The sequence below is a fragment of the Paenibacillus solanacearum genome, assembly GCF_910593845.1.
GTDB lineage: Bacteria > Bacillota > Bacilli > Paenibacillales > NBRC-103111 > Paenibacillus_G > Paenibacillus_G solanacearum.
Window position 1 is genome coordinate 95,600 of record NZ_CAJVAS010000002.1, and the last position, 23,698, is coordinate 119,297.

At 53.2% G+C, this 23,698-nt stretch carries 22 protein-coding genes and 1 pseudogene; 1 reads left to right on the forward strand and 22 read right to left on the reverse strand.

The window, feature by feature from the left end; genetic code table 11:
* Positions 1-34 precede the first annotated feature (34 nt).
* The 19 genes from KXG62_RS02770 to KXG62_RS02860 form a co-directional block, all read right to left on the reverse strand.
* Positions 35-1,552, reverse strand: a complete 1,518-nt coding sequence (locus KXG62_RS02770; RefSeq protein WP_218090398.1) for a flagellar hook-length control protein FliK — start codon at positions 1,550-1,552, stop codon at positions 35-37.
* A gap of 27 nt (positions 1,553-1,579) precedes the next feature.
* Positions 1,580-2,509, reverse strand: a complete 930-nt coding sequence (locus KXG62_RS02775) for a MotE family protein (RefSeq protein ID WP_218090399.1) — start codon at positions 2,507-2,509, stop codon at positions 1,580-1,582.
* A 32-nt stretch (positions 2,510-2,541) separates the two neighbouring features.
* Positions 2,542-2,982 (reverse strand): flagellar export protein FliJ, encoded by a 441-nt coding sequence (gene fliJ, locus KXG62_RS02780; RefSeq protein WP_218090400.1) that lies wholly within the window; start codon positions 2,980-2,982, stop codon positions 2,542-2,544.
* 8 nt (positions 2,983-2,990) lie between these two features.
* Entirely contained in the window at positions 2,991-4,313 is a 1,323-nt protein-coding gene (gene fliI / locus KXG62_RS02785) for a flagellar protein export ATPase FliI (RefSeq protein ID WP_218090401.1), read from the reverse strand.
* Between the two features lies 1 nt (position 4,314).
* The gene (locus KXG62_RS02790; protein ID WP_218090402.1) at positions 4,315-5,136 is read right to left on the reverse strand and encodes a FliH/SctL family protein; all 822 of its coding nucleotides are present in this window, start codon (positions 5,134-5,136) and stop codon (positions 4,315-4,317) included.
* A complete protein-coding gene (gene fliG / locus KXG62_RS02795) occupies positions 5,129-6,136 on the reverse strand; it encodes a flagellar motor switch protein FliG (protein WP_246627288.1) in 1,008 nt (335 codons plus the stop codon). Before fliG ends, KXG62_RS02790 begins: the two co-directional genes overlap by 8 nt.
* Positions 6,137-6,158: 22 nt before the next feature.
* Positions 6,159-7,754 carry a flagellar basal-body MS-ring/collar protein FliF gene (gene fliF / locus KXG62_RS02800; protein WP_218090403.1) on the reverse strand — a complete coding sequence of 532 codons (1,596 nt, stop codon included), beginning with the start codon at positions 7,752-7,754 and terminating at the stop codon, positions 6,159-6,161.
* A gap of 43 nt (positions 7,755-7,797) precedes the next feature.
* The gene (fliE, locus tag KXG62_RS02805) at positions 7,798-8,097 is read right to left on the reverse strand and encodes a flagellar hook-basal body complex protein FliE (protein WP_218090404.1); all 300 of its coding nucleotides are present in this window, start codon (positions 8,095-8,097) and stop codon (positions 7,798-7,800) included.
* A gap of 26 nt (positions 8,098-8,123) precedes the next feature.
* Positions 8,124-8,579 carry a flagellar basal body rod protein FlgC gene (gene flgC / locus KXG62_RS02810; protein ID WP_218090405.1) on the reverse strand — a complete coding sequence of 152 codons (456 nt, stop codon included), beginning with the start codon at positions 8,577-8,579 and terminating at the stop codon, positions 8,124-8,126.
* Positions 8,580-8,581: 2 nt separating this feature from the next.
* A complete protein-coding gene (gene flgB, locus KXG62_RS02815; protein WP_218090406.1) occupies positions 8,582-8,983 on the reverse strand; it encodes a flagellar basal body rod protein FlgB in 402 nt (133 codons plus the stop codon).
* Positions 8,984-9,222: 239 nt separating this feature from the next.
* Entirely contained in the window at positions 9,223-9,996 is a 774-nt protein-coding gene (codY, locus tag KXG62_RS02820; protein ID WP_218090407.1) for a GTP-sensing pleiotropic transcriptional regulator CodY, read from the reverse strand.
* Positions 9,997-10,026: 30 nt separating this feature from the next.
* Entirely contained in the window at positions 10,027-11,424 is a 1,398-nt protein-coding gene (gene hslU / locus KXG62_RS02825; RefSeq protein ID WP_218090408.1) for an ATP-dependent protease ATPase subunit HslU, read from the reverse strand.
* Positions 11,425-11,670: 246 nt separating this feature from the next.
* Positions 11,671-12,216, reverse strand: coding sequence for an ATP-dependent protease subunit HslV (gene hslV / locus KXG62_RS02830; protein ID WP_218090409.1), 546 nt, complete (start codon positions 12,214-12,216; stop codon positions 11,671-11,673).
* Positions 12,217-12,327: 111 nt separating this feature from the next.
* The gene (trmFO, locus tag KXG62_RS02835) at positions 12,328-13,656 is read right to left on the reverse strand and encodes an FADH(2)-oxidizing methylenetetrahydrofolate--tRNA-(uracil(54)-C(5))-methyltransferase TrmFO (RefSeq protein ID WP_218090410.1); all 1,329 of its coding nucleotides are present in this window, start codon (positions 13,654-13,656) and stop codon (positions 12,328-12,330) included.
* Positions 13,657-13,703: 47 nt separating this feature from the next.
* On the reverse strand, positions 13,704-15,812 hold the full coding sequence (gene topA / locus KXG62_RS02840) for a type I DNA topoisomerase (RefSeq protein WP_218090411.1): 2,109 nt from the start codon (positions 15,810-15,812) through the stop codon (positions 13,704-13,706).
* 36 nt (positions 15,813-15,848) lie between these two features.
* Positions 15,849-16,952, reverse strand: coding sequence for a DNA-processing protein DprA (dprA, locus tag KXG62_RS02845; RefSeq protein WP_218090412.1), 1,104 nt, complete (start codon positions 16,950-16,952; stop codon positions 15,849-15,851).
* A 141-nt stretch (positions 16,953-17,093) separates the two neighbouring features.
* Positions 17,094-18,026, reverse strand: coding sequence for a succinate--CoA ligase subunit alpha (gene sucD / locus KXG62_RS02850; protein WP_218090413.1), 933 nt, complete (start codon positions 18,024-18,026; stop codon positions 17,094-17,096).
* A gap of 76 nt (positions 18,027-18,102) precedes the next feature.
* Entirely contained in the window at positions 18,103-19,263 is a 1,161-nt protein-coding gene (gene sucC, locus KXG62_RS02855; protein ID WP_218090414.1) for an ADP-forming succinate--CoA ligase subunit beta, read from the reverse strand.
* A gap of 562 nt (positions 19,264-19,825) precedes the next feature.
* On the reverse strand, positions 19,826-20,086 hold the full coding sequence (locus tag KXG62_RS02860; protein WP_218090415.1) for a hypothetical protein: 261 nt from the start codon (positions 20,084-20,086) through the stop codon (positions 19,826-19,828).
* A gap of 183 nt (positions 20,087-20,269) precedes the next feature.
* On the opposite strand from KXG62_RS02860, the gene KXG62_RS02865 reads away from it, so the two are divergent.
* Positions 20,270-21,841 (forward strand): YifB family Mg chelatase-like AAA ATPase, encoded by a 1,572-nt coding sequence (locus KXG62_RS02865; RefSeq protein WP_218090416.1) that lies wholly within the window; start codon positions 20,270-20,272, stop codon positions 21,839-21,841.
* Here the strand turns inward: KXG62_RS02865 and KXG62_RS02870 are convergent.
* The 3 genes and pseudogenes from KXG62_RS02870 to KXG62_RS02880 form a co-directional block, all read right to left on the reverse strand.
* Positions 21,838-22,206: a YraN family protein gene (locus KXG62_RS02870; RefSeq protein ID WP_218090417.1), complete on the reverse strand. Its 369-nt coding sequence runs from the start codon at positions 22,204-22,206 to the stop codon at positions 21,838-21,840. The two genes, KXG62_RS02865 and KXG62_RS02870, sit on opposite strands and share 4 nt — an antisense overlap.
* Positions 22,203-22,511: an EscU/YscU/HrcU family type III secretion system export apparatus switch protein gene (locus KXG62_RS02875; RefSeq protein ID WP_218090418.1), complete on the reverse strand. Its 309-nt coding sequence runs from the start codon at positions 22,509-22,511 to the stop codon at positions 22,203-22,205. The genes KXG62_RS02870 and KXG62_RS02875 overlap by 4 nt, the downstream gene beginning before the upstream one ends.
* A pseudogene (locus tag KXG62_RS02880) lies at positions 22,508-23,698 on the reverse strand (hypothetical protein); the annotation flags it as partial. The gene KXG62_RS02875 and the pseudogene KXG62_RS02880, both read right to left, overlap by 4 nt.

Sequence of the window (23,698 nt, forward strand, 5' to 3'; positions counted from 1 at the left end):
CACCTCCCATTAAACCAATGATCGTTAGCCGGCATTACGCCGTGATGTCAATCGATCCATTGTTTGCGCTGCGTACGGTCGCAGCCGCGTCGCCGGACTCTTCCGCCGATGCTTCTTCGACTGCTTCTGCTCGGCCGCCAGACGACTTTTGCTGCTTGGCCGATTGTCCCGGCTGCTGCTGCTGCCGACCGTCCTGGAACATTCCCGATTGGAAGCTCTGGCTCTGGCTGACTTCCAGTTTCTCGACCTGGATCCCGTGGCTCTGAAGCGCTGTTCGCAATTGCGAAAGCTGATTTTCGAGCATCTCTTTGCCTACGAGGCTGTCCGCAACAAATTGCGCTACCAGTTGCCCGTTATGCATCGTCAATTTGACGTCGACATGACCGAGATGCTGAGGATACAGCGAAATTTTCGCTTCCGTGAATCCGTCGGCCGAAGCCTCCATGACGAAGGAGGAAACGACGAATTGCGTCATATCATCCGTGAACGTCGAAGCGGGCATATGCAGTACAGGCATTTTTACGGAATGTCCGTTTTGCGTCTGTCGCATAAACTCTTGAACCGTGATCGGCTGCGCCGCCGTTTCGTTCGTATCCTGACTGACTAACGGCTCGAATAACGGCTTGTCGTCGTCCGAAGCGGATTCCAAACGGCTCGTAACCGGTACGTGTTTATTCGCGAGCATCTCCAAGTGCTTTGGCCGGATCGAGACGATTTGCCCCAAGTCTGTCATAGCGTCAGCATTGTTCTGAGCATCAACCGATTTAGCTTGGTTTACGTTCAGCACAACGGACGACGACGCTGCGGAAGACTTATGTATGTGTGCCATATTGGCCGCGGCCGTCACCGAAGCGAGCACGACCGGCAATTCTTTCAGCAGTTGCTTGGTTTCCGAATCATGACTGCCGGACTGAATCCAATCCTTCAGTTGATGAAGCAGTTGAACCGCCTGTCCTCCAGTTAAGGAAGCCTGCTTCTGATCCTCCTTCACATCCCCGAGATCGGTTAGATCCGAGCCGTTGTCAGCGATCGGTACAAATAACAGCGGATCGAGCGCAGCCAGGCTGAGTGGATCCACAGCCTCCTCCGCAGCTTCCGTGTCCGGTTCTTCGGTCGAGCCGACATTCGCTTGCTCGGCATCCGACTGATCTTCTTCCGCGGATGGGCCGCTTCCGTTCGACGCAACAAGCGCCTGAAGCTGCATGAACCAAGCCTGCAGGTCCGGATTGCTCAGCAATGCGTCCGCTTGCTCCGGCTGCTGAAGCAGTTCGGCGAGTGCGCCGATCGATTCCGCGCTTCCATCTAACGCTGCTTCGTTACTAGCCAGCAACGAAGCGAGAAGCGGATTGAGCAGTTGAACCGCGGTCTGCGCGTTTTGAACACCCGCGGCGGTCGACCCGCTGTTGCTTGAATTCCCGGACATCATGCCATTCAGCGTCGTGGCAAAAGGCGCTTGCGTTCCGTTTGAAGCCGCATTCGACGCGGTTCCGGAGTTCCCTCCTGCCGCCGCCCCCGTTCCACCTGCGATGACGGATTGAGATTGAATTTCCATAATTATTAATTCACCTCCTTTCGTAAATTATTGAACGAGTCGGGCCGAGATTAATGCAGCGGTTTCCTTCGACTGATCGGACAAGGCCGACAGCACTTTAGAGCGCCCTGCGCTATCCATCGAACTTAAAATCGAAATGACTTTGTCCGGATTCGTCTTTTGCATTTCCAGTAAAACTGCAGCCGAGCTTTTCGGCGTCATGTTGGCGAACGTTGCGCCAAGGTCATCCTTCGTCAGCTTATCTGACGTTTTCGCATCAGGCCCCGACAGTTGGTTCACCCGTTCCTGCAGCGCCGCAATTTGGGTATCGCGGACGCTGGTTTGGTCTTTGAGCAGAATCGACGCGTCGGCTGCTTTTTTCGGGTCCATTTTTTCCAAAACTTTAACCCGGTCGTCCGTTTTCATCATGCTTAGTACGAGCACCAGCTCGCGAATTGTCAAGTTTTCCATAATCGGAGCCGCCTTGGAAGCGGTCATCTTGGAATACATCGTCGCTAACTGCTGAATTTGATTCGTATATTCGTCTTCCGTCAGCGTCTTGGTCTTCACTTTTTCTTCCAGACTGCTGTTTTTCAGCTGCAAATCTTTTATTTGCAAATCCCGCTGCTGCAGTGCCGCTTCGGCTTTCTTGAGATCGGCGCTTTGCTGATCGAGCTTGGCCTGAAGCTGCGCCAGTTTGTCGTCCTGCGAAGGCGCCGCCGCGCTCCCGGAAGGTGCCGGTGCGTTCGTCTGCTCCGCGCTGCTATCCGCCGGCTTCGTCTTCGGATCGGGAATGATCGTATTCACCACGGGAATTTTGTTCGCGGCCTTTAGCACGCCGTTCAACACATCATAGTCAAATATCGTAAGCAGCACGCCCAGTAAAACAGCGGTAAAAACAAAAGGGATGAGGAACCAGATCAAAAAGCGCTCCATCGCACCGTAAGAAGAGGATTGCTCCGTACCCGTGTTTGCCATATTCGCCCCCCACCTCCTTCGTTAAGTTGCGATCAGGATAATCTTCTGAACCGGTTGGTCGCCATTTCGTCCAGATTGTCCTGTTCCTTCTTCAGCATTTGCGCCGAGAAACGCTGGAACGCCCGTTCCTTCGCTTTGGTCCACACCTTTTCCTCGAGCATTTTGCCCGTCAGATCATTCTGCTTGATTTGGACGTCCGATTGCGCCGATTGCAAATCTTTATGCTGCGCTTGAATGCGCTGATCGATCTGCTCTACGAAGCTTTGCAGCAGCAGCAAGTTCGAGACGGTCGTTCGCTGCCCGGCCACATCGTGAAGCTCTTGCTGCATTTCCGTCTTGGCATGCTCCAATTCGTGTAACTTGGACTCTTCTTCCTTGAGCTTGACGATGGCATCGGATAATATCCACTCCGCTTGCGTCTTTTCATTGGTTTTCAAGTCGACGATTTTTTGAAAAGAGTAGCGAAACCTCATATTTGAGCTCATCCCCTGTAAAATTGTTCAATCAATCGCTCTGTCGCTTCCGTATACGACAGCTTTTCATCCACACGCTGCTTCGTGTAGTCCCATATCATCTCGATCGATTCGAGCGATTTGTCAATTTCCGGATTCGACCCTCGCTGGTACGCCCCTATATTGATCAAATCTTCCGAATCTTTATAGACAGATAACAATCGTTTCAAATTCTCCGCTGCCCGCTGCTGCTCCGTCGGGACAATCTCTTTCATCACGCGGCTGACGCTGGCAAGCACATCAATGGCCGGATAATGTCCGCGATTGGCAATCTGACGGTCGAGCACAATATGTCCGTCAAGAATCCCGCGCACGGCATCTGCAATCGGCTCGTTCATGTCGTCGCCGTCGACCAGCACCGTGTAAAATGCAGTGATCGACCCTTTGGGCCCGGTGCCCGAACGTTCGAGCAGCTTGGGCAGCATTGCAAATACGGAAGGCGTATAGCCTCGTGTGGCAGGAGGTTCGCCTACGGCCAGTCCGACTTCGCGCTGAGCCATCGCAAAACGGGTAACCGAATCCATCATCATCATCACATTCAAGCCGCGGTCGCGAAAATATTCCGCGATGCTCGTCGCAATAAGCGCGCCTTTCAGCCTGATGAGTGCCGGCTGGTCCGATGTCGCTACGATGACCACGGACCGTGCAAGCCCTTCAGGCCCCAAGTCCCGCTCGATAAAATCGAGCACCTCTCGTCCGCGTTCGCCAATCAAGGCGATAACGTTCACGTCGGCTGACGTATTCCGGGCGATCATGCCCATCAGCGTACTTTTGCCGACGCCGGATCCGGCGAATATACCGACGCGCTGCCCTCTGCCGATCGTCAGCAAGCCGTCGATGCAGCGTACGCCAACGCTGATCGGTTCAAGTACCCGCGGGCGTTTGAGCGGATTGCTCGGCATATTGTTGGTCGAGTAATGCGTCATCCGCGATGGCAGGAACGTTCCATCGAGCGGCTGTCCGAGACCGTCGAGCACTTTGCCCAGCAGCTCATGTCCGACTTGAACGGTAAGCGGCTTGCCCGTTCCGACGACGTCGCAGCCAGGACCTACGGATTGAAGATCACCAAGGGGCATTAAAATGACCTTATTGTTTTTAAAACCGACCACTTCAGCCTTTAACGGCTTGTCCGATTTTAACGGGTAAATATAGCACACATCGCCGATGCTGGCGTCCGGTCCTTCGGACTCCACGGTCAAACCGATGACCTGCGTTACTTTTCCATTGACCCGTACCGGGTCCATCTGGCGTAAATGTTCCAAATACTTTGCTGCCGAGGGCACCTGCTGCATCCTAGTTTTCCTCGCTTCGTAACGCTAACTGCTGAAGCGCGTTTTTGATTTCCTTCAATTGCGTGTCGATCCTAGCGTCGATGCTTCCGTAAGACGATCGGACGACGCAGCCGTGATCATGAACCGAAGCATCCGGGATAATTTGCAGTTCGGCTTGCGAATCGATGTGCAACAAAAGTTCTTCTCGTGCGTCTTGTATATAGGAGAAATGAGCCGGCGCCACGCACAAGGCGATAATTCCTTTCTCCCTGCGGCGTGCAAGCACAGTTTGGATCAGGTCGATGATCCACTCGGATTCCAGTGTGAGCTGCCGGTGTACGATTTTCTCAGCAATGGAGCAGCTCAGTTCGATCAAAAACGGTTCGGACTCCTGTATGATTTGCTGCTTAAGAATGTAGGATTGCTCCAAAATTTGCGAAGCTTCCTGCAGCATGCCCTCGTACTGTGCGCGCAGCTCGCTCGCAGCTTTCGTTTGCCCTTCGGCATAGCCTTCGCGAAAGCCTTGCTCCTTCGCCTGATGGGCGGTCTGCTCGTCCTGCAGTCTGCGGTCATGCCACCACTGCTCGATTTCAGCTTGAGCCTGCTGCTTGCTCGCAGCCGCTTCGTCCATTGCTGCGCGAACCTGTTCTTCAGCGAACGACTGCGCATCCTGCAAGATTTGGTCGCGCATTTGCACGATCTCTTCATGCTCCTGCTGCCTCACCAAAGACTCGCGATCTTCCGTTTGTTCTTCATTGAGAACATGCGAAGACGAAACGGGCGGCTCGACGATTTTCAAATCTTCCACAGTCACGTATTGGAAATATTTGATGACATTAGACAATAATATCATCTCCTCCACCGCGTGCGATAATGATTTCTCCAGCTTCTTCAAGTCGGCGTATCGTAGCTACGATGCGGGTTTGCGCTTCTTCTACGTCACGCAGCCGAACCGGACCCATATATTCCATTTCTTCCCGGAACGTTTCGGCCATCCGTTTGGACATGTTTTTGAAAATCGTTTCGCGCACTTCCTCGCTCGCTACTTTTAGCGCCAACTGAAGATCCACATTCTCGATGTCGCGTATGATCCGTTGAATCGAACGGTTGTCGATATTGACAATGTCCTCGAAAACGAACATGCGCTTCTTGATTTCTTCCGCCAGCTCGGGATCCTGGATTTCGAGCGAATCCAAAATGGTCCGTTCCGTGCCGCGGTCGACGCCGTTCAAAATTTGAACGACAGCGGAAATGCCTCCGGCATTCGTATAATCCTGGGTGACCGTTGCCGACAGCTTCTGTTCGAGGACGCGTTCCACTTGGCTGATCACCTCCGGGGACGTACTGTCCATCAAGGCGATCCGCTTGGCTACGTCCGCTTGCTTCTCTTGCGGAAGCGACGACAGGATAATGGAAGCTTGCTCCGGCTGCAAGTACGATAACACCAGCGCGATCGTTTGCGAGTTCTCGTTTTGAATAAAGTTCAATATTTGTGCCGGGTCGGCTTTCCGGGCAAAGTCGAACGGTCTGACCTGCAGCGTTGCTGTCAACCGGTTAATGATGTCGAGCGCCTTCTGGGAGCCGAGCGCTTTCTCCAAAATTTCTTTTGCGTAAGAGATACCGCCTTGCGATATGAACTCTTGCGCCAGACAAATTTGGTGAAACTCAGCCATAATGGCTTCCTTCTCATGGTTGTCGACTTTGCGTACGTTCGCTATTTCCAACGTTAGCTGTTCGATTTCTTCGTCCCGCAAATGCTTGAAGATTTGAGCTGAAACTTCCGGCCCCAAGCTGATTAACAATATCGCAGCCTTCTGGCGGCCCGATAACATCGGTTGTTGCATTTTTGCCAAGCGCTGCACACCTCTATTCGTCTACTAACCAAGTGCGAAGCAGATTAACGAAATCTTCCGGTTTTCTCTTCGCAAGCTGTTCAAGCTGTTTGCGCACTTGATTTTCATTGTTCACATTGTCGATATCGATGGTCGGAAACTCGACCTTCGGCGTTTCTTCAAGCAATTCTTCTTCCGCTTCCGCAGCCGCCTTGCGTCTGCGCATGAATAAATATCCACCGCCCGCAAGCAATGCGAGTGCAACACCGCCCAATCCGCCATACAGCAGCATCGCGTTGGAGCTAGCGCTTTGTCTTTCGTTCGTACGAGCGAACGTATGGGGAAACACCGTCACTTTTTTCGTCAAATCTTCATCCGTCAACGTTTGTTTGCTATCTGCGAGCGCAGCCCGCACGACGTTGACCAATACTTGGCGAACCGCTTCTATCGTTTGCGGCGTCAATGAATTCGGGTCGTTCGGATCCGGCGGCTCCACGCCGACATTGATCGTTAAATCTTTGACGACGTAAGGCGTCAGCTCGATCTCGTTCGTAATCCGGTTCACTTCGCGGTTGACGGTACGCTGCATCTCTTCGGAGTTGGACTTCCCGTTGTTGCTGCTGCCCGGATAGCCCGGAACATCCGTCGCTCCCGTCCCCGGCACGCCGCCTTGCGGAGCGCTGTTGTCGCTGTTGTAACTTTTCTGAATTTCCTGAATGGAAATATCGAGTCCAGCTTGATCGACGGTATTCGGTGCCGTGACCAAATTTTGAACCGTCTTCGTCTGATCGAAGTTCATCGTTGAAAACACGCTGACGATCACTTTATCCCGGCCGAGAATGGCACCGAGAAGCTGCTGCACATTGGTCTGAACTTCCTTCTTGAACTGGTTGTTGATCTCGAACTGCTGCACGGCGAGCGTCGCCGACCCGGTAGATTTGCTCTTTCCTTTCGAATATTCAAGCATATCGCCGTTCTGATCCGAGATCGTAATGTTCTCCGCCGGCAGCCCTTTGATGCTGTGGGAAACCAGGTTGTACATCGTATCGATCTTCGCCTGATCCAGCGAGTAACCCGGCTTGATATCGAGGACGACGGAAGCGGTCGCTTTATCGGGCTCGGCGCCTTTTGGCAGAAATACCGTTTCTTTCGGCAAGGAGATGAGCACCTTCGAGCTGCTGATCGCATTATTCGAGTTAATGAGCTGCTGAAGCTCGCCTTGAACGGCATTTACGTATTTGACGTCGAACTCCCTGTCCGTCGTGCCGAATGTGCTGCTCTGGCTGAACGCCCCGTACCCGATGCTGCCGTTTTTGTTCAAGCCCTGCGATTCAACCGCGAGCTTGACGCTCGCTACCTGGCTGCGCGGCACGCCGATGCTTTTGCCGTCATCGCTGAGCTGATACGGAATTTTGGCCCCGTCAAGGTACGATTTGATCGCTGCCGCATCCGAAGGCTGCAAATTCGTATAAGCGAGCGCGTATTCTGTTTTCGAAAAATTATAGCTTATTATACCGATGGTCAGTATGATCAAGATCACAGTGGCAACAATTGTATATTTTTGCGTTTTACTAAATTGAGTCCAATATTGCTTTAATCGATTCCAATATTGGGATACATTCTCATTCACTATTTCACCCCATCCAATCGCCTCTCAGTTGATCACTCGCTGATTAGACCTGCATTCTCATGATTTCCTGGTACGCTTCGATTACCTTGTTGCGCACCTGAACGGTCAGCTCCAGTCCTAGCGATGCTCTCTCCGTCGCGATCATCATCTGGTGTACGTCGGTCATGTCCCCTTTAATGAATTGCTCATTCAAACCGTCGACCGTCTTTTGGCTATTGTTCAAATCTGCAATCGCATTACCGAGAAATTTGCCGAATTCATCGGACATCTGTACGGCTCCCGCGTTTTTCGGTACCGCAGGACCCGTTATTTTTGCGGGAAGCAGGTTCAGCTTCTCAATCATCGTCTTGACCCCTTTTTATCAGCTTATTACTTCCCGATCTCCAGCGCTTTGCCAATCAACGCCTTCGATGCGTTCAGCGCGGTGACGTTCGCCTCGTAAGAGCGGGTGGCAGAAATCATGTCCACCATTTCCTTCAGCACATCGACATTGGGCAATAATACAAATCCGTCCTCGTTCGCATCCGGATGCGTCGGATTGTAGACTTGCTTGAAGGGCGAAGTGTCCTCGATCACTTTCGTAACCCGAACGCCTTCCCCGGCAGCTTCCGTCTCCCCGTTCATCGCATTTTGCAGCGATTGCGCGAAGCTCGGCTGCTTCGGCTCCATCGTCACAAGCTTTCGTTGATACGGAACCCACTTGCCGTTGACCATTCGCGCCCTCGTCGAGTCGCTGTTGGCGATATTGGAGGAAATTACGTCCATCCGCAAGCGCTGCGCCGTTAAAGCGGAGGAGCTGATATCAAATCCGTTCGTAAGCTTCATGGTCAACCTCTCCCGTTAATAGCGGTTCTTAGCTTCTTTATTTCTCCGTTCACCTGCTGAACCATTACATTGTATCTTAGTTGGTTTTTAGCCATCAGTGACATTTCGTAATCGATATCCACGTTGTTCAAGTTGTTATTAAGCAGCGTTTGATTGTCCTGAACGATTTGCGGCTCCGGTTTGGCCGAGCGGCCAATATAGAAATGGCGGGGATCGGTTCGATAACCTTCAATCGATTTACCATTCAGCTCCTGCTGCAGCAATTCCTCGAATTTCACTTCGGATCTCTTGAAATAAGGCGTATCGACGTTGGCCACGTTGTCGGCGATGACCTTATGCCGCAGCACAGCTGCATTCAAAGAGCGTTCCAACGATTGAAAACCAGGCTTGTTTAACAATTGCATGATGCTCGTTCCCACTTTCCAAAAAGATCTGAGTTTAGATATTCAACAAATGAAACTTAATCTCCTCCTTTTCTTCGACAACATTAGCAAAAAAAATATTGTAATTTGTCACTTCTTCATAGTATCTCAGAACTATATCTATATTGAGTAATGATGGAAATGATTACAATATGAAAAAAGACCTATATTTTGGAATATAGGTCTTTAAAACCGAGAAAATATTGTAAAATAAGGCTTTTTTATGACTTCATACTCTGAATGCCCGACATCAGCTGGTCGTTCTGTATGCGAATATACGTTCCCTTCATACCTAAAGACCGGGTCTCGATCACGCCGGCGCTTTCCAATTTCCGCAGTGCGTTCACGATGACCGATCGCGTAATTCCGACACGATCTGCTATTTTGCTTGCCACAAGCAGCCCTTCCGAGCCATCCAGCTGTTCGAATATATGTTCGACCGCTTCCAGCTCGCTGAACGACAGCGAGCCGACAGCCACTTGCACAACCGCTTTGGAGCGGGCTTCCACTTCGATCTGCTCCGCCTTCTCCCGCAAAATTTCCATGGCCACGACCGTTGAGCCGTATTCTGCCAAAATCAGGTCGTCATCGATAAACTGCCCGTTCCGTTTGGTCAGCACAAGCGTTCCAAGCCGCTCGCCGCCGCCAAGCACCGGAACGATCGTAATCAAAAAGCTGGAATCGCCCGAATGATCGCCAAAGACGTCAAATTCGCTTCCCGCCGAAAGATTGGAGGACGTTTCCTGTACCTTCAGCAGAAGCTCGTTGTATTCCGAGGGAAAGCGGTTTTCCTGAATGACGGACTCACTCGCAATGACAGCGTCCTTCACCGAAACGAGCGCGCTGCCCAGCACCTTTCCTTTCCGGCTGACGACAAAAATATCCGATTGCAAAATATCGCTCAACACGGCAGCCATATCCATAAAGCTCACCGTTTTGCCCGCTTCATTTTGCAGCAACTTGTTCAGCCTTCTGGTTTTCATTAACAATGTCATGATAATGCCTCCTAAAAGTAACGACGACGATTACAAAATGTACTGACTTAAATCGCGGTTCTGGACAATGCCGGACAGCTTCTCTTTCACATATTCAGGTGAAATAACGATGGATTCCAGCGTAATGTCCGGCGCTTCGAATGACAAATCCTCCAGCAGCTTCTCCAGAATGGTATGCAGCCGTCTGGCGCCGATATTGTCCGTGTTTTGATTGACCTCCGCGGCGATCCGCGCAATTTCCAGTATGGCTTCGTCGGAAAATTGCACCTGAATGCCTTCCGTTTCAAGCAACGCGGTATATTGTTTGGTCAGCGCGTTTTGGGGCTCCTTCAAAATAAGCACGAAGTCTTGCTGCGTTAAGCTGCTGAGCTCCACGCGAATCGGAAACCGTCCTTGAAGCTCCGGGATCAGATCCGACGGCTTGGCGATATGGAAAGCGCCTGCGGCGACAAACAGCACATAATCCGTTTTCACGGGGCCGTATTTGGTCATGATCGTCGAACCTTCGACGATTGGCAGAATGTCGCGCTGCACGCCTTCCCGGGATACGTCCGGACCGTTGCCGCGGCTCGAGCTGCAAATTTTATCGATTTCATCGATGAAAATAATGCCGCTCTGCTCGGCGCGCTTGACCGCCTCCTGGATCACTTCATCCATATCCAGCAGTTTCTGCGCTTCTTCCTGCAGCAGCACCTTGCGCGCTTCCTTAATCGGAAGCTTACGCTTCTTCGTCCGCTTCGGCATCAGGCTGCCGAACAGCTCCTGCATGTTCATCCCGGCCTGCTCATTGCCTTGACCGGCCAGCATATCAAACATCGAAGGCGCGTTGTCTTCCATCTCGATTTCGATGACCTGATCCTCAAGCTCGCCTGCCTGCAGCTTCCGTTTCATTTCTTGACGCCGGGAGAGCAGCGAAGCATCCTCTTCCGGCTCCGGCTCGACTGCCTGCTGGTTTTGCCCGCCGAACAACATCTCCAGCGGATTGCGCTGGCTGCGCGGCTTGGAAGGGTTAGGCACAAGAATGGCGGCGATCCGGTCGATGACCATCTGCTCCGCCCGGTCTTTCAGCTTCTCGGTCTTATCCGCCTTCACCATGCGAATCGACGTTTCCACCAAATCTCGGACCATGGATTCCACATCCCGGCCGACATAGCCGACCTCGGTAAACTTGGTTGCTTCCACCTTAATGAACGGGGCGTTTACGAGCTTCGCCAGCCGTCTTGCAATCTCCGTCTTCCCTACGCCGGTCGGGCCGATCATCAGAATGTTTTTGGGTACGATTTCGTCGCGGATCGACTCATCGAGCAAACTTCGGCGGTGCCGGTTCCGCAGCGCCACGGCGACCGATTTTTTAGCTTGCTTTTGACCAATGATATATTTATCGAGCTCCGCTACGATCGCTCGGGGGGTTAAGGCTGCTGGTTTCAAATGTCATAACCTCCTACATTGCAACTGTATAACGTTGAAGCGGCGCTGACAGTTGTTAATAATCTGCAACTGTTCAACGGGGGAACGACGCTAGCAGTTGTCAATAATCTGCAACTGTTACATAGGTGAAGTTTTATAGTCGATTGTAAAATATTCACAGCAGCGGCAACGATGAAGCGGCGTCGCTCGAAGTCGACTGCCTGAATCACTGGCATCGAATCCGCGTTGTCCGCGCCTTCCGCCGGTTTATTCGATTTCTTCCACGATAATGTTATGGTTCGTGAACACGCATATTTCAGCCGCCGTCGTAAGCGCGGCGTGAGCAATTTCCCTGGCGCTGAGCTGCGGGGCGTAACGGTTCAAGGCTCTGCCCGCGGCAAGCGCAAAGCTGCCTCCCGAGCCGATGGCCAAAATGCCGTCGTCCGGCTCGATAATTTCGCCGTTGCCGGAAATGAGCAGCAGTCCCGAGCGGTCCATCACGATCATCATCGCCTCCAGGCGGCGCAATATGCGATCCTGGCGCCAATCCTTGGCCAGTTCGACGGCCGAACGCTGCAGGTTCCCGTGATGCTCCTCCAGCTTCGCTTCGAATTTCTCGAACAGCGTTATCGCATCCGCGACCGAGCCGGCAAACCCGGCAATCACGTTGCCGCGATACAGCCGCCTGACTTTCTTCGCCTGCGCTTTCATCACCATGCTGTTGCCGAAGGTGACCTGTCCGTCACCGGCAATGGCCCCTTTCCCCTGATGCCTGATCGCAAAGATCGTCGTTGCGTGAAAGGTTTGCTCCATATCCCGCGATTCCTCCTCCATTCAAGACGAAAACTAAGCTGTGCAGCTTAGTTTTACGGGCGTTATGTACGGACCGACATATAACGGGTATATCGTATCATAGTACATGTTTTATTTACAAGGCGAATTGTATACATTTTGTGAAAAATTCTGAATTTTCTCAATTGCTCGCTCAGCGATCTTTTCATTTTTCAGCTTCTTGTTGCGGATTTTCTCTCCGAGCGGAGGGAAAAGGCCGAAATTGGCGTTCATCGGCTGAAAATGGTTGAAGTCCGCCGTCGTAATATACTGCGCCATGCTGCCAAGCGCCGTATCCGGAGGCAGCACGAAACAATCTTGGCCCAGCGCATACTGCGCTGCGTTCATTCCGGCAATGAGACCGGAAGCGGCAGACTCGACATACCCCTCCACTCCAGTCATTTGACCAGCGAAGAACAGGCTGTCCCGCTCGCGGAATTGGTAGGTCGGACGCAACAGCTTCGGCGAGTTGATGAATGTATTGCGGTGCATGACGCCGTAACGAACGAACTCGGCATTTTCCAGGCCCGGGATGAGCGAGAATACCCGTTTCTGCTCGCCCCATTTCAAGTGGGTCTGGAAGCCAACCAAATTATATAATGTGCCGGCGGCATTATCCTGCCTCAGCTGGACGACAGCGAATGGCAGCTCGCCCGTATGCGGATTGATGAGGCCAACCGGCTTCATCGGCCCGTACAGTGCGGTTTGACGCCCGCGCTTCGCCATTACCTCGATCGGCATGCAGCCTTCGAAATATATTTCTTTTTCGAATTCTTTGATCGGTGCCGCTTCCGCCGTAATCAGCGCTTCGTAGAAAACGTTGAACTCCTCTTCCGTCATCGGACAGTTGAGGTAGGCGGCTTCTCCCTTGTCATACCGGGAAGCAAGATACACCTTGCTCATATCGATGGAATCTTTCTCGACGATCGGCGCCGCCGCGTCGTAGAAGTACAGATAATCTTCCCCGGTCAGCTCCTGCAGATGCTTCGACAAGGCGGGTGAGGTGAGCGGCCCCGTCGCAACGACGGTAATGCCGTCCGGCAATCGTTCGAGCTCCTCGTTGCGCACCTCGATCAGCGGATGATTGCGCAGCAGCGAGGTGACTTCTCCCGAAAATCCATCCCGGTCTACGGCCAGCGCACCTCCGGCGGGAACGGCATGCTTGTCCGCCGCGCGCAAAATGATCGAATTCAGCAGGCGCATCTCTTCTTTCAGTACGCCTACTGCGTTCGTTAAGCCGTTGGCTCGCAGCGAGTTACTGCACACGAGCTCGGCGAACTTGTCGGAAATATGCGCCGGTGTTTTTTTCACCGGACGCATTTCATATAATATAACCGGAACGCCGCGGCTGGCGATTTGCCAAGCGGCCTCGCTGCCGGCGAGGCCCGCTCCGATGACGGTTACTGCTCGTATATCTGACAACTTGCTTTCCTCCTGGCACCATGCATAGCGTCGCCCGCCTGCAACCGTTAATCTTCCAAGGCGTCCGCTTCTTCCCTGGCTTCTTCTTTAAAATCGCATTGAACACATTGGACAAACGTCCCTGACTTGTTCCGCTTCTCGATCATCATCGCCCCACAGCTCGGACAAGGCTGCTCCACCGGCTTATCCCACGAAACGAATTCGCACTCCGGATACCGGTCGCAGCCGTAGAAGATACGGCCTTTTTTGCTGCGGCGCTCAATGATTTTACCCTGCTTGCACGAAGGACAAGTTACTCCCGTATCTTTGACGATCGGCTTCGTATTGCGGCATTCGGGAAAACCAGAGCAAGCTAGAAACTTGCCGAACCGGCCCATCTTGAATACGAAATGGCGTCCGCATTTCTCGCAAATTTCATCGGAAACTTCGTCCTGAATTTCAACTTTTTCCATTTCTTCTTCGGCCACTTCCAGGCGCTTCTCGAACGATTCGTAAAATTCGCTCAACACCTGCACCCAATCTTCCTTGCCTTCCTCGATATGGTCAAGCCCTTCCTCCATCTGGGCGGTAAACTCCACGTCCAGTATTTCCGGAAAAAACTCGATCATCAGCTCGATGACAAGTTCGCCGAGCTCGGTCGGCACAAACTTCTTCTCTTCAATCGCAACGTAACCGCGCTTTTGAATCGTCTCGAGCGTAGGCGCGTACGTACTTGGCCGTCCGATTCCCATCTCCTCCAGCGCACGGACCAGGCGTGCTTCCGAGTAGCGCGGAGGCGGCTGTGTAAAATGCTGCTTCGGATCGATCTGGTTCTTTACCGCTTGATCGCCCTGCTTGAGCGGCGGCAGCAGCTTCTCATCGTCGCCAGTGTCCGGCGCGGCGTCATCCGTGCCTTCCACGTACACTTTCATAAAGCCGTGAAATTTGATTTTCGAGCCCACGGCGCGGAACACCGTCCGCCCGGCCGACAGATCGACCGTCATCGTGTCAAGTACCGCCGAGGCCATCTGGCTGGAAACGAACCGTTCCCAGATCAGCTTATAGAGCCTGTATTGGTCACGGCTCAAGTATGACTTGATTTGCTCCGGTTCGCGAAGCACGGAACTCGGACGAATGGCTTCGTGCGCGTCCTGCGCATTCGCGTTTTTCTTGATGTAGTTTCTTGGCGTTTCCGGGTAAAAATCGGCGCCGTATTTTTGCAAAATATATTCTTTGGTTTCCTCCTGGGCTACCGGAGATATACGGGTCGAGTCGGTACGCATATACGTAATGAGACCTACCGTTCCTTCGCTGCCCAGATCGATTCCTTCATATAATTGCTGTGCTACGGACATCGTCTTCGCCGCGCGGAAATTTAACTTTCGCGCCGCTTCCTGCTGCAAAGAGCTCGTAATGAACGGCGGAGACGGATTGCGCTGACGCTCCTTCTCCCTTACTTCCGTGACAACAAAGTCGGCTTTCTCCAGAATGGACATCACTTCTTGGACTTCCGCCTCATTGTGCAGCTCTTTCTTGCTGCCGTCTACGCTATAAAAGCGGGCTTCGAACTCCGCTTTGCCTACGGCAAGCTTCGCCGTGATCGTCCAATATTCTTCCGGCTCGAACGCTTTGATTTCGTTTTCGCGATCGTAAATGAGCTTGACGGCAACCGATTGCACCCGCCCGGCCGACAGCCCTTTTTTCACTTTCTTCCACAGCAAAGGGCTGATTTTGTAACCGACAAGCCGGTCTAAAATTCGGCGGGCCTGCTGCGCGTTAACCAGATCCTGATTGATTTTGCGCGGCGTCTTGAAGGCATCCTTCACCGCCTGCTTCGTAATTTCGTTAAATACAACGCGACATGCGTCTTGGTCGGACAGCTCCAAATAATGTGCCAAATGCCATGCAATCGCTTCCCCTTCGCGATCAGGGTCAGCCGCGAGGTATATTTTTTTAACGCGCTTGCTGGCATCCTTCAATTCCTTGAGAACAGATCCTTTGCCGCGAATCGTAATGTATTTAGGTTCGAAATTTTTCTTTACTTCTACGCCAATCTGGCTTTTCGGCAGATCCCGGATATGACCCATCGAAGCTTTGACAATATATTTGCTGCCCAAATACTTGCTGATCGTTTTCGCTTTTGCGGGTGACTCCACAATGACCAACGAATCCGCCATAACGGTGCTTCCCCCTCCGACTGATGATGATATATATCAAATAATCATATAGACTGAACCTGGCAGTTCGACGACTCTCCGCGTCAATAGTAAATTTATCAGAACTGAATGCAAATGTCCAAACGTAAATTGACTTTGGGTCAAGAGCTCGTCGACGCCCATCGGCTTGCAGGCGAGCAAGTCCAGCACTTTTTGTTCGTCTTCGCCTACGGGAACGGTCGTTTCCGTTGTATGATTAATGTATGCGGATCGTTCCAAACATATCCGGCCCGCGTATTCTTCCATGATGTCCTGAGCTCCCGTGACAAGTTTGGCTCCCTGCTTCAACAGCGACAGCGTGCCCTGACTCTTGGGCGATGTGATCGGACCGGGAACCGCGAATACGTCTCTGGATTCATCAAGCGCCAGGTCGGCCGTGATGAGCGATCCGCTCTTCTCCGCAGCTTCCACAACGACAATGCCGAGGCTCAGCCCGGCGATAATGCGGTTGCGCTGGGGAAACAAGCCGGGATGCGACTTGGTGCCGATCGGATATTCCGATACCAGCAGCCCTTTGGTGCCAATGTTCCGGTACAGCGGCTTGTTCTCCGGCGGATACACTTCATTGATCGCGCAGCCTAGAACGGCGATCGTGCTTGCCTTTTCGCGAAGTGCTCCTTCATGCGCGGCACTGTCAACCCCGCGCGCCAAGCCGCTGACAACGCAAAATCCGTTTGCGGACAGCGATTGCGCCAGCCGTTCTGCCGTCGTCCGTCCGTAAGCCGTCGGCGTGCGCGTGCCAACGATCCCGATGCAAGGCTGTGACATCAGCGCGATGTCGCCGATGTAGTACATGATCCACGGCGGGCTGGCCGTTTCCAGCAGCAGCTGCGGATAAGAATCATCCCATACGGTAATCCATCCGATGCCCCGCTCCGTATACTGCTTCATTGTCGCTTCCAGCCGCTGCGGCTCAAGCGCATCCAACCCTTTCCAAAGCACCTCGGCTTTGGCCGCTTGCAAGCCGAAGCCGATCCAGTCGTCTTTCGTAAAAGCAAGCATATCCGTCAACTGCGTAAACGTTTCGGTAAGCCGGCTAATCGTCTTAAAACCAATGCCTGCCATATGATGCAAAGCAAACAGCAGATCGCGGTTGTTCATCTAGTATATTACACTCCTTTGTATGGAAACAACTTTTGGGAATCGAAGATCATGGCGAAAACAAGAAAAAGCCTCCCATCACCGTCTTAATGAACGGAAATGAGAGGCTTCTTGCCCAGCTCGTTTATATCGGAAACCTTATTATTTCTTTGTAGTGCACTTTTCGAGCAGCCCTTTTTCTTCAAGCACGCTCACAAGCGTGGAGCCCATCTCGGAAGGCGTCGGAGCGACTTTAATGCCGCAGCGCTCCATTGTTGCCACTTTCTCAGCCGCCGTGCCTTTGCCTCCGGAAATGATGGCGCCGGCATGGCCCATCCGTTTGCCTGGAGGCGCCGTTTGACCGCCGATAAAGCCGACAACCGGCTTCTTCATGTTCGCAGCGATCCATTCGGCCGCTTCTTCCTCAGCCGTACCGCCGATCTCGCCGATCATGATGACCGCGTACGTATCCGGATCTTCATTATACAGTTTCAAAATATCGATAAACTCGGAGCCTTTCACCGGGTCGCCGCCGATACCAACAGCGGTGGATTGACCAATACCGCGGGTAGTCAGCTGATGTACCGCTTCATATGTCAGCGTTCCGCTTCGGGAAACGACGCCAACGTGGCCAGGGGTATGAATATATCCCGGCATGATGCCGATTTTGATTTGACCCGGCGTGATGACGCCCGGGCAGTTCGGCCCGATCAGGCGAGTTTTCTTGCCTTCCATATAGCGGGCAACTTTCACCATATCGAGTACCGGAATGCCTTCCGTAATGCAGATGACGAGATCCAGTTCAGCGTCTACCGCTTCCATGATCGCGTCTGCAGCGAATGCTGGCGGAACGTAAATGACGGATGCCGTAGCGCCTGTTGCATTTTTCGCTTCCAGTACGGTGTCATACACAGGAAGCGTTACGGTCGTACCGTTTTCAAGCTCGAAATCGACGTTCATGCCGCCTTTACCAGGAACGGCACCGGCTACCATTTGCGTGCCGTATTCCAGACCGCCCTTGGTGTGGAACATCCCTGTTGTACCGGTCATGTTTTGTGTGATGACTTTCGTATTTTTATCGATCAAAATACTCATTTCATTGTTCACATCCCTTGATTTTTTTGACGAGTAATATAATGAAATCACGTTCCCTGCACAGGGAAAGCGGAAATTACTTCACGAGAGCAACGATTTTTTGCGCGCCGTCAGCCATCGAATCGGCTGCAACGATATTCAAACCGGACTCATTCAAAAGCTTTTTACCGAGTTCTACGTTCGTACCTTCCAGGCGTACAACAAGCGGACGGGACAAGCCAAGCTCTCTTGCAGCCGCTACAACGCCTTCCGCAATAATGTCGCACTTCATGATGCCGCCGAAAATGTTGACAAAGATGCCTTTGACGTTTTCGTCGGAAAGGATGATTTTGAACGCTTCGGTTACTTTCTCTTTCGTCGCACCGCCCCCTACATCAAGGAAGTTGGCCGGTTCGCCGCCGTAGTATTTGATAATGTCCATCGTTGCCATGGCAAGACCTGCGCCGTTGACCATGCAGCCGATGTTGCCGTCGAGCGCGATGTAGCTCAAATCGTATTTCGACGCTTGAATTTCCTTCTCGTCTTCTTCATCCAGGTCGCGAAGCTCTAGAATATCCTTATGACGGAACAGCGCGTTCGAATCGAAGTTCAATTTGGCGTCCAGCGCCATGACATTGCCGTCGCCCGTAACGACAAGCGGATTGATCTCGGCGATCGAGCAATCTTTTTCGACAAATGCAGCATACAGCGCCAGCATGAATTTGACCGCTTTATTAACAAGCTCTCTCGGAATGTTGATCGCATAAGCGAGCTTGCGCGCTTGGAATGCTTGCAGACCTACAGCCGGATCGATGACTTCTTTGAAAATTTTCTCAGGCGTATGCGCGGCAACTTCTTCGATCTCCGTGCCGCCTTCTTCGGATGCCATCATAACGACGCGACCGGTGCCGCGATCCACGACAACGCCCACATAATATTCTTTCTTAATATCGCAGCCCTGTTCGATCAACAGGCGCTTAACTTCTTTGCCTTCCGGTCCGGTTTGATGCGTTACGAGGACTTTACCCAAGATTTCGGAAGCATATGTACGAACATCGTCGAGATTTTTAGCTACTTTTACGCCGCCTGCTTTACCGCGACCGCCCGCATGAATTTGCGCTTTTACGACGACGACCGGAGTACCCAGCGATTTCGCTGCTTCCACCGCTTCGTCCACCGTGAAAGCAACCTTTCCTTCAGGTACGGCAACCCCGTACTGCTTCAGCACTGCTTTGCCTTGATACTCATGGATATTCATTTAGCAAAATCCTCCTATCAGTAATGGCTTACTATATGGATTCGACGGGTCCGCCAGCGGAGCCTATCGAAAGCTAACGAAGATTGTGAACACGGACGCCCGCTTGTCCTTGAAACACAAACTTTAATTATTGTACCACTTTTTGTCGACGGTTTCCTTATATTTTGTGTTAAATACCCTTTTTTTCAATTGATTTTTTTTATTGAGATTGAAAAGAAAGGTTATTTGCAAAATAAACCTTTTTCTATCTCAATAACAGATTCTTCCTCTACTACGCGGTCGATCCTCGTCGAATGAACTCGAATTGAATTTGTTATAACGGAACAAAGCTCCAGCCTGCCCGATCATAACATGCCCAATTGCAGTTATATTATTTGTTCGCGGCCTCCCCATCACCAAGCATAAGCAAGACTCTTGATTAAGCCTTTCTTTAAAAAATCATCGTGGTTTCGCGTACGCTTGCTCCAACGATCCGAATGGTTCAGCTCCCCTGAAAGTTTGTATCGTCATAACAAAAGCGCAGCTTCCCGATCGGAAAGTGCGCTTTGAAGAAAAACCCATTTTACATATAGTTCGGATTGATCGGCGCTCCAGGCCGCGGCTCCCGCTCCGCTTGTTTCACAAACCGCATCTCGTTGCCGGTAAAGCTGCAAACGAGACATTGAATCGTCGGCTCGCTCGAATCTAGCTGCTCGGGCTCGCTGAAATCTTGTACGGCTCCGGTGACCGCATCCTTCATAAATCGCTGCGCATAATTGGAAATTACGCTAAATTTGACTCTGTTGGAACGGCAGTTCGGACAAAAATACGGTTTATCCTGCATGTTCTTATCACCTCTACATACATTTTCGCCCGTTCCCCCCGCTTTTAACCGTCCGTTCCATGATTTCGAAGCAATGGCAAAGTTGCGCATGCCCGCCAAACCTATTAATATAGAAGAAACAGATCGGGCGGATAAGGAAGCACCTTTGGCCATGTTATTTTAATGGGAAAGGTGTGTTTTGCTATGTACGGAAAAGTCGTCAGCGCGTGTCTGCACGGCGTGGAAGGCAAGATGGTCGAAGTAGAGGTCGATATCAGTAATGGTTTGCCGCAAAGCCAAATTGTAGGATTGCCGGATAGCGCCATTAAAGAATCGATGGAGCGGGTTCGGGCTGCGATCAAAAACTCGGGATTTACGTTTCCGCTGCAGCGTATTACGATTAATCTCGCGCCAGCCGACGTCCGCAAAGAAGGCTCGGCCTTCGATCTGGCCATCGTGATCGCTATCCTCGCGACAAGCGGGCAGCTCAAGGCGGATCTATATAAGGACACGATTATTATCGGGGAGCTTTCGCTCGACGGCTCCGTCCGGCCGGTTCCAGGCGTGCTTTCGATGCTGTCCACCGCCCGCGCCTACGGGATCGCCAAAGCGGTCATCCCGCTCATGAATGCGGAGGAGGCTTCGTGGCTTCACGGATTCGAACTACGCCCCTTGTCGCATGTCAGCCAATTGGCTGCTAGCGGAAACGGCGAACCGGCCGGACCGGTCGATTCGGATCATTTCTACGCGACTGCCCCGACCGTCTCGCTTCCCGTGTTGCCGCATGCCCCGCAGCCGGACTACGCCGATGTTAGCGGGCAGCAGCATGTAAAAAGAGCACTGACGATCAGCGCGGCAGGTATGCATAACGTCTTACTTATTGGTCCACCAGGAACTGGAAAAACAATGCTGGCAAAGCGGCTTCCGACGATCATGCCTCCGATGTCCGAGCAGGAATCGCTGGATGTGACGAAAGTTTACAGCGCTTCTGGGAAATTTGCCGATAGAAGAACGCTTGTTCGCGAACGACCTTTTCGGATGCCGCACCATACGATATCCGCCGCAGGCCTGATTGGGGGAGGTACGGTTCCCAAGCCGGGAGAAGTCAGTCTGGCGCATCGGGGCGTACTGTTTCTCGACGAGCTGCCGGAATTTTCGAGGCTTGCGCTGGAAGTGCTGCGCCAGCCGATGGAAGACCGGGTGGTGACGATCGGCCGAGCACGCGCCGTCTATACGTTCCCGTCGCACTTCCTGCTTGTTTCTTCGATGAACCCTTGTCCATGCGGATACTGGGGGAGCGAAACCGACCATCAAAGCTGTGTATGCAGCCCGCTGAAGGTAGCTGCCTATCGATCCAAAATTTCCGGCCCGCTGCTTGACCGCATCGATCTGCATGTGGAGGTGCCGAGAATCGAATATAAGCAGCTGGAATCCGCGCAGCAGCAGACGGCATCGGCCGAAATGCGCAGCCGCGTCGAGCAAGCGCACGCCATTCAAAAAGAACGCTACGCCCGGTTTGGCTTCACGTTTAATAGCGAGTTGGGCGGCAGACTGCTGCGTGAGCACGTCCGGTTGGATAAAGCTTCGGCTGCACTGCTCGAAATGGCGTTTGAGCGGCTCGGGCTCAGTGTCAGAGCGCATGATCGGATATTGAAAATCGCCCGAACGATTGCCGATCTGGACCAACAGTCCGATGTGCGAAAAGAGCATGTTGCCGAAGCGCTGCAGTACCGGACGCTCGATAAAAAAATGAATCCGCAGCAGCCATCGTATTAGAAGGCGCTGCGGATATGGTCGATTGCGGATACATTTCCCAGCGTATCGGACATCACGGAGACGACGTCAAAGCGGATTTGACGCTCGTGCTCCTTTTTGTGCATGAGATATACTTGGGCCGTCTCCATCACTTGCCGCTGTTTTCGATAGTCAACTGACTCGGCCGGCGTCCCGAAACCTGTCGAACTGCGCGTACGCACTTCGACAAAGACGAGCAGTTCGCCGTCCGCTGCCACGATATCGATCTCCCCGGAACGGCACCGCCAGTTTCGGTCCAGCACGGTAAGCCCTTGCTGCCGCAAATAAGTAGCTGCGGCCGATTCGCCGTGCGCGCCTAATTGTTTTTTGCTCAACCGTTCCTTCATGACTCGTTCGGCCACCGCCCTGCTCGTTGATCTGACCGGTAAATAAAGGTCAGCACCTCGGCAACAAGCTGATACAGCTCGGCCGGAATTTCCTGGTCCAGATCCAGCTTAGACAGCACCTCGACGAGCGAAGCGTCTTCCTGAAGCGGGACTCCGTTTTCTTTTGCTTTGTCCATGATCGCTTCCGCAATACGTCCCGTCCCTTTGGCTACGACCTTTGGCGCCAAGGTAGAATCCGGGGCATATTTAAGTGCGACCGCTTTTTTCAAACCGTTCGGCTGTTCGCTCTTCTTCTTCTGATTCATAGGCGGATATCCACGCCTTTGTAAGGAGTTCGCCCGTAAACTGACGCGAGCTGAGCCGAGGGGGAGTCGGCTGCGCCGGATGGCGTGGAACTTCCCTCTGCACGGGCAGCGGTTTTGTCCGGATAAGGACTGCACTTCATGGAGATGAACTGGTAACCTACCGAGGCAAGACCTTGTGCGATCTCTTCTTTATTCGTTTCGAGAAGCTGCTGCACAAACGGCAAGTTGTTATGAATATGCAAGCTGACAATCCGATTGACGACCTGCACGTCGATCATCGTATCACCAAGCGCTTTCATTTGCAGATCGAATACAAGCCGGCAGTTGCTTGCGTCGAGACGGCCGTTTTTCCCTTTACGGGATTGAATATGAACGGCCGCCGTCTGTTCCCCATTCGCGTCGATGATCGGAACGAACAGCGTCATATGGGAAAACAGCGCGGTCCGGTCTTGCGTCAAAAGCAGCTGCTGTCCCGTAATCTGTTGTACGGCTTGCTGCGCCGCTTCCTTCACGTTTGTAGGCACATCGCTTGCTTGCGACAGCTGAAGCAGCACGCTCTTGAGCGTATCCGCCGTTTTCTGGGCATCGGGCCCGGCGGCGGCCGGAAACGGCGCCTGCTCCGCCGGATCGCGATCGATTTGCTTGAGCGAATGATACTCATGCTCAACGCCGAGCGCTTTCATCAGGCGGCTGAGCACATGCTCGCCCGCCGGCGCATTTGGCGCCTGCGTCTCCGCCGCTGCCGGCTGCGCAGGCGCTTGCCCGGACCGTGCGGCTGGCGCGTCGGCGGCCGTGGCCGCGCCTTGCGGCGCAGTGGCGCTGCCCGCGCTCGGAGACGGCTGCGCATCAGGCCGAGCCGCAGCCTCGCCGCTCGGGGCGGCCGCCGGCGCGGCAGTCGCCAGCGCCGGCTTCGCCCCCGCCTGCGCCGCGCTGGCCGCTGCGCCTTCGGGCGGCGGCGCTCCCGCGCCCGCGCTGCCTTGCGCGGCTGACGGCGCCGCAGCACCCGGCGGCGGCACCTCGCCGCCGGCCTGCGCCTGCGCGGCACCGCTGCCCGCTGGCGCAGGCTGCGAGAGGCCCGTGCCAGCCGCTTGCGGCGCGCCTGTGCTGGCGGGGCCCTGCTGCCCCGCCGCGGGCAAGCCCGCCTGCGACGCTGGCGTCCCTGCGGCGGCGGCCAGCTTCGGCGCCGC

Bases quoted from the DNA above. Each gene is read 5' to 3' on its own strand.
- KXG62_RS02770 (WP_218090398.1), bottom strand. From the start codon at position 1,552: ATGGAAATTCAATCTCAATCCGTCATCGCAGGTGGAACGGGGGCGGCG.
- KXG62_RS02775 (WP_218090399.1), bottom strand. From the start codon at position 2,509: ATGGCAAACACGGGTACGGAGCAATCCTCTTCTTACGGTGCGATGGAG.
- fliJ (WP_218090400.1), bottom strand. From the start codon at position 2,982: ATGAGGTTTCGCTACTCTTTTCAAAAAATCGTCGACTTGAAAACCAAT.
- fliI (WP_218090401.1), bottom strand. From the start codon at position 4,313: ATGCAGCAGGTGCCCTCGGCAGCAAAGTATTTGGAACATTTACGCCAG.
- fliG (WP_246627288.1), bottom strand. From the start codon at position 6,136: ATGCAACAACCGATGTTATCGGGCCGCCAGAAGGCTGCGATATTGTTA.
- fliE (WP_218090404.1), bottom strand. From the start codon at position 8,097: ATGATTGAGAAGCTGAACCTGCTTCCCGCAAAAATAACGGGTCCTGCG.
- flgC (WP_218090405.1), bottom strand. From the start codon at position 8,579: ATGAAGCTTACGAACGGATTTGATATCAGCTCCTCCGCTTTAACGGCG.
- flgB (WP_218090406.1), bottom strand. From the start codon at position 8,983: ATGCAATTGTTAAACAAGCCTGGTTTTCAATCGTTGGAACGCTCTTTG.
- codY (WP_218090407.1), bottom strand. From the start codon at position 9,996: ATGACATTGTTAATGAAAACCAGAAGGCTGAACAAGTTGCTGCAAAAT.
- hslV (WP_218090409.1), bottom strand. From the start codon at position 12,216: ATGGAGCAAACCTTTCACGCAACGACGATCTTTGCGATCAGGCATCAG.
- topA (WP_218090411.1), bottom strand. From the start codon at position 15,812: ATGGCGGATTCGTTGGTCATTGTGGAGTCACCCGCAAAAGCGAAAACG.
- dprA (WP_218090412.1), bottom strand. From the start codon at position 16,952: ATGAACAACCGCGATCTGCTGTTTGCTTTGCATCATATGGCAGGCATT.
- sucD (WP_218090413.1), bottom strand. From the start codon at position 18,026: ATGAGTATTTTGATCGATAAAAATACGAAAGTCATCACACAAAACATG.
- sucC (WP_218090414.1), bottom strand. From the start codon at position 19,263: ATGAATATCCATGAGTATCAAGGCAAAGCAGTGCTGAAGCAGTACGGG.
- KXG62_RS02860 (WP_218090415.1), bottom strand. From the start codon at position 20,086: ATGCAGGATAAACCGTATTTTTGTCCGAACTGCCGTTCCAACAGAGTC.
- KXG62_RS02865 (WP_218090416.1), top strand. From the start codon at position 20,270: ATGTACGGAAAAGTCGTCAGCGCGTGTCTGCACGGCGTGGAAGGCAAG.
- KXG62_RS02870 (WP_218090417.1), bottom strand. From the start codon at position 22,206: ATGAAGGAACGGTTGAGCAAAAAACAATTAGGCGCGCACGGCGAATCG.
- KXG62_RS02875 (WP_218090418.1), bottom strand. From the start codon at position 22,511: ATGAATCAGAAGAAGAAGAGCGAACAGCCGAACGGTTTGAAAAAAGCG.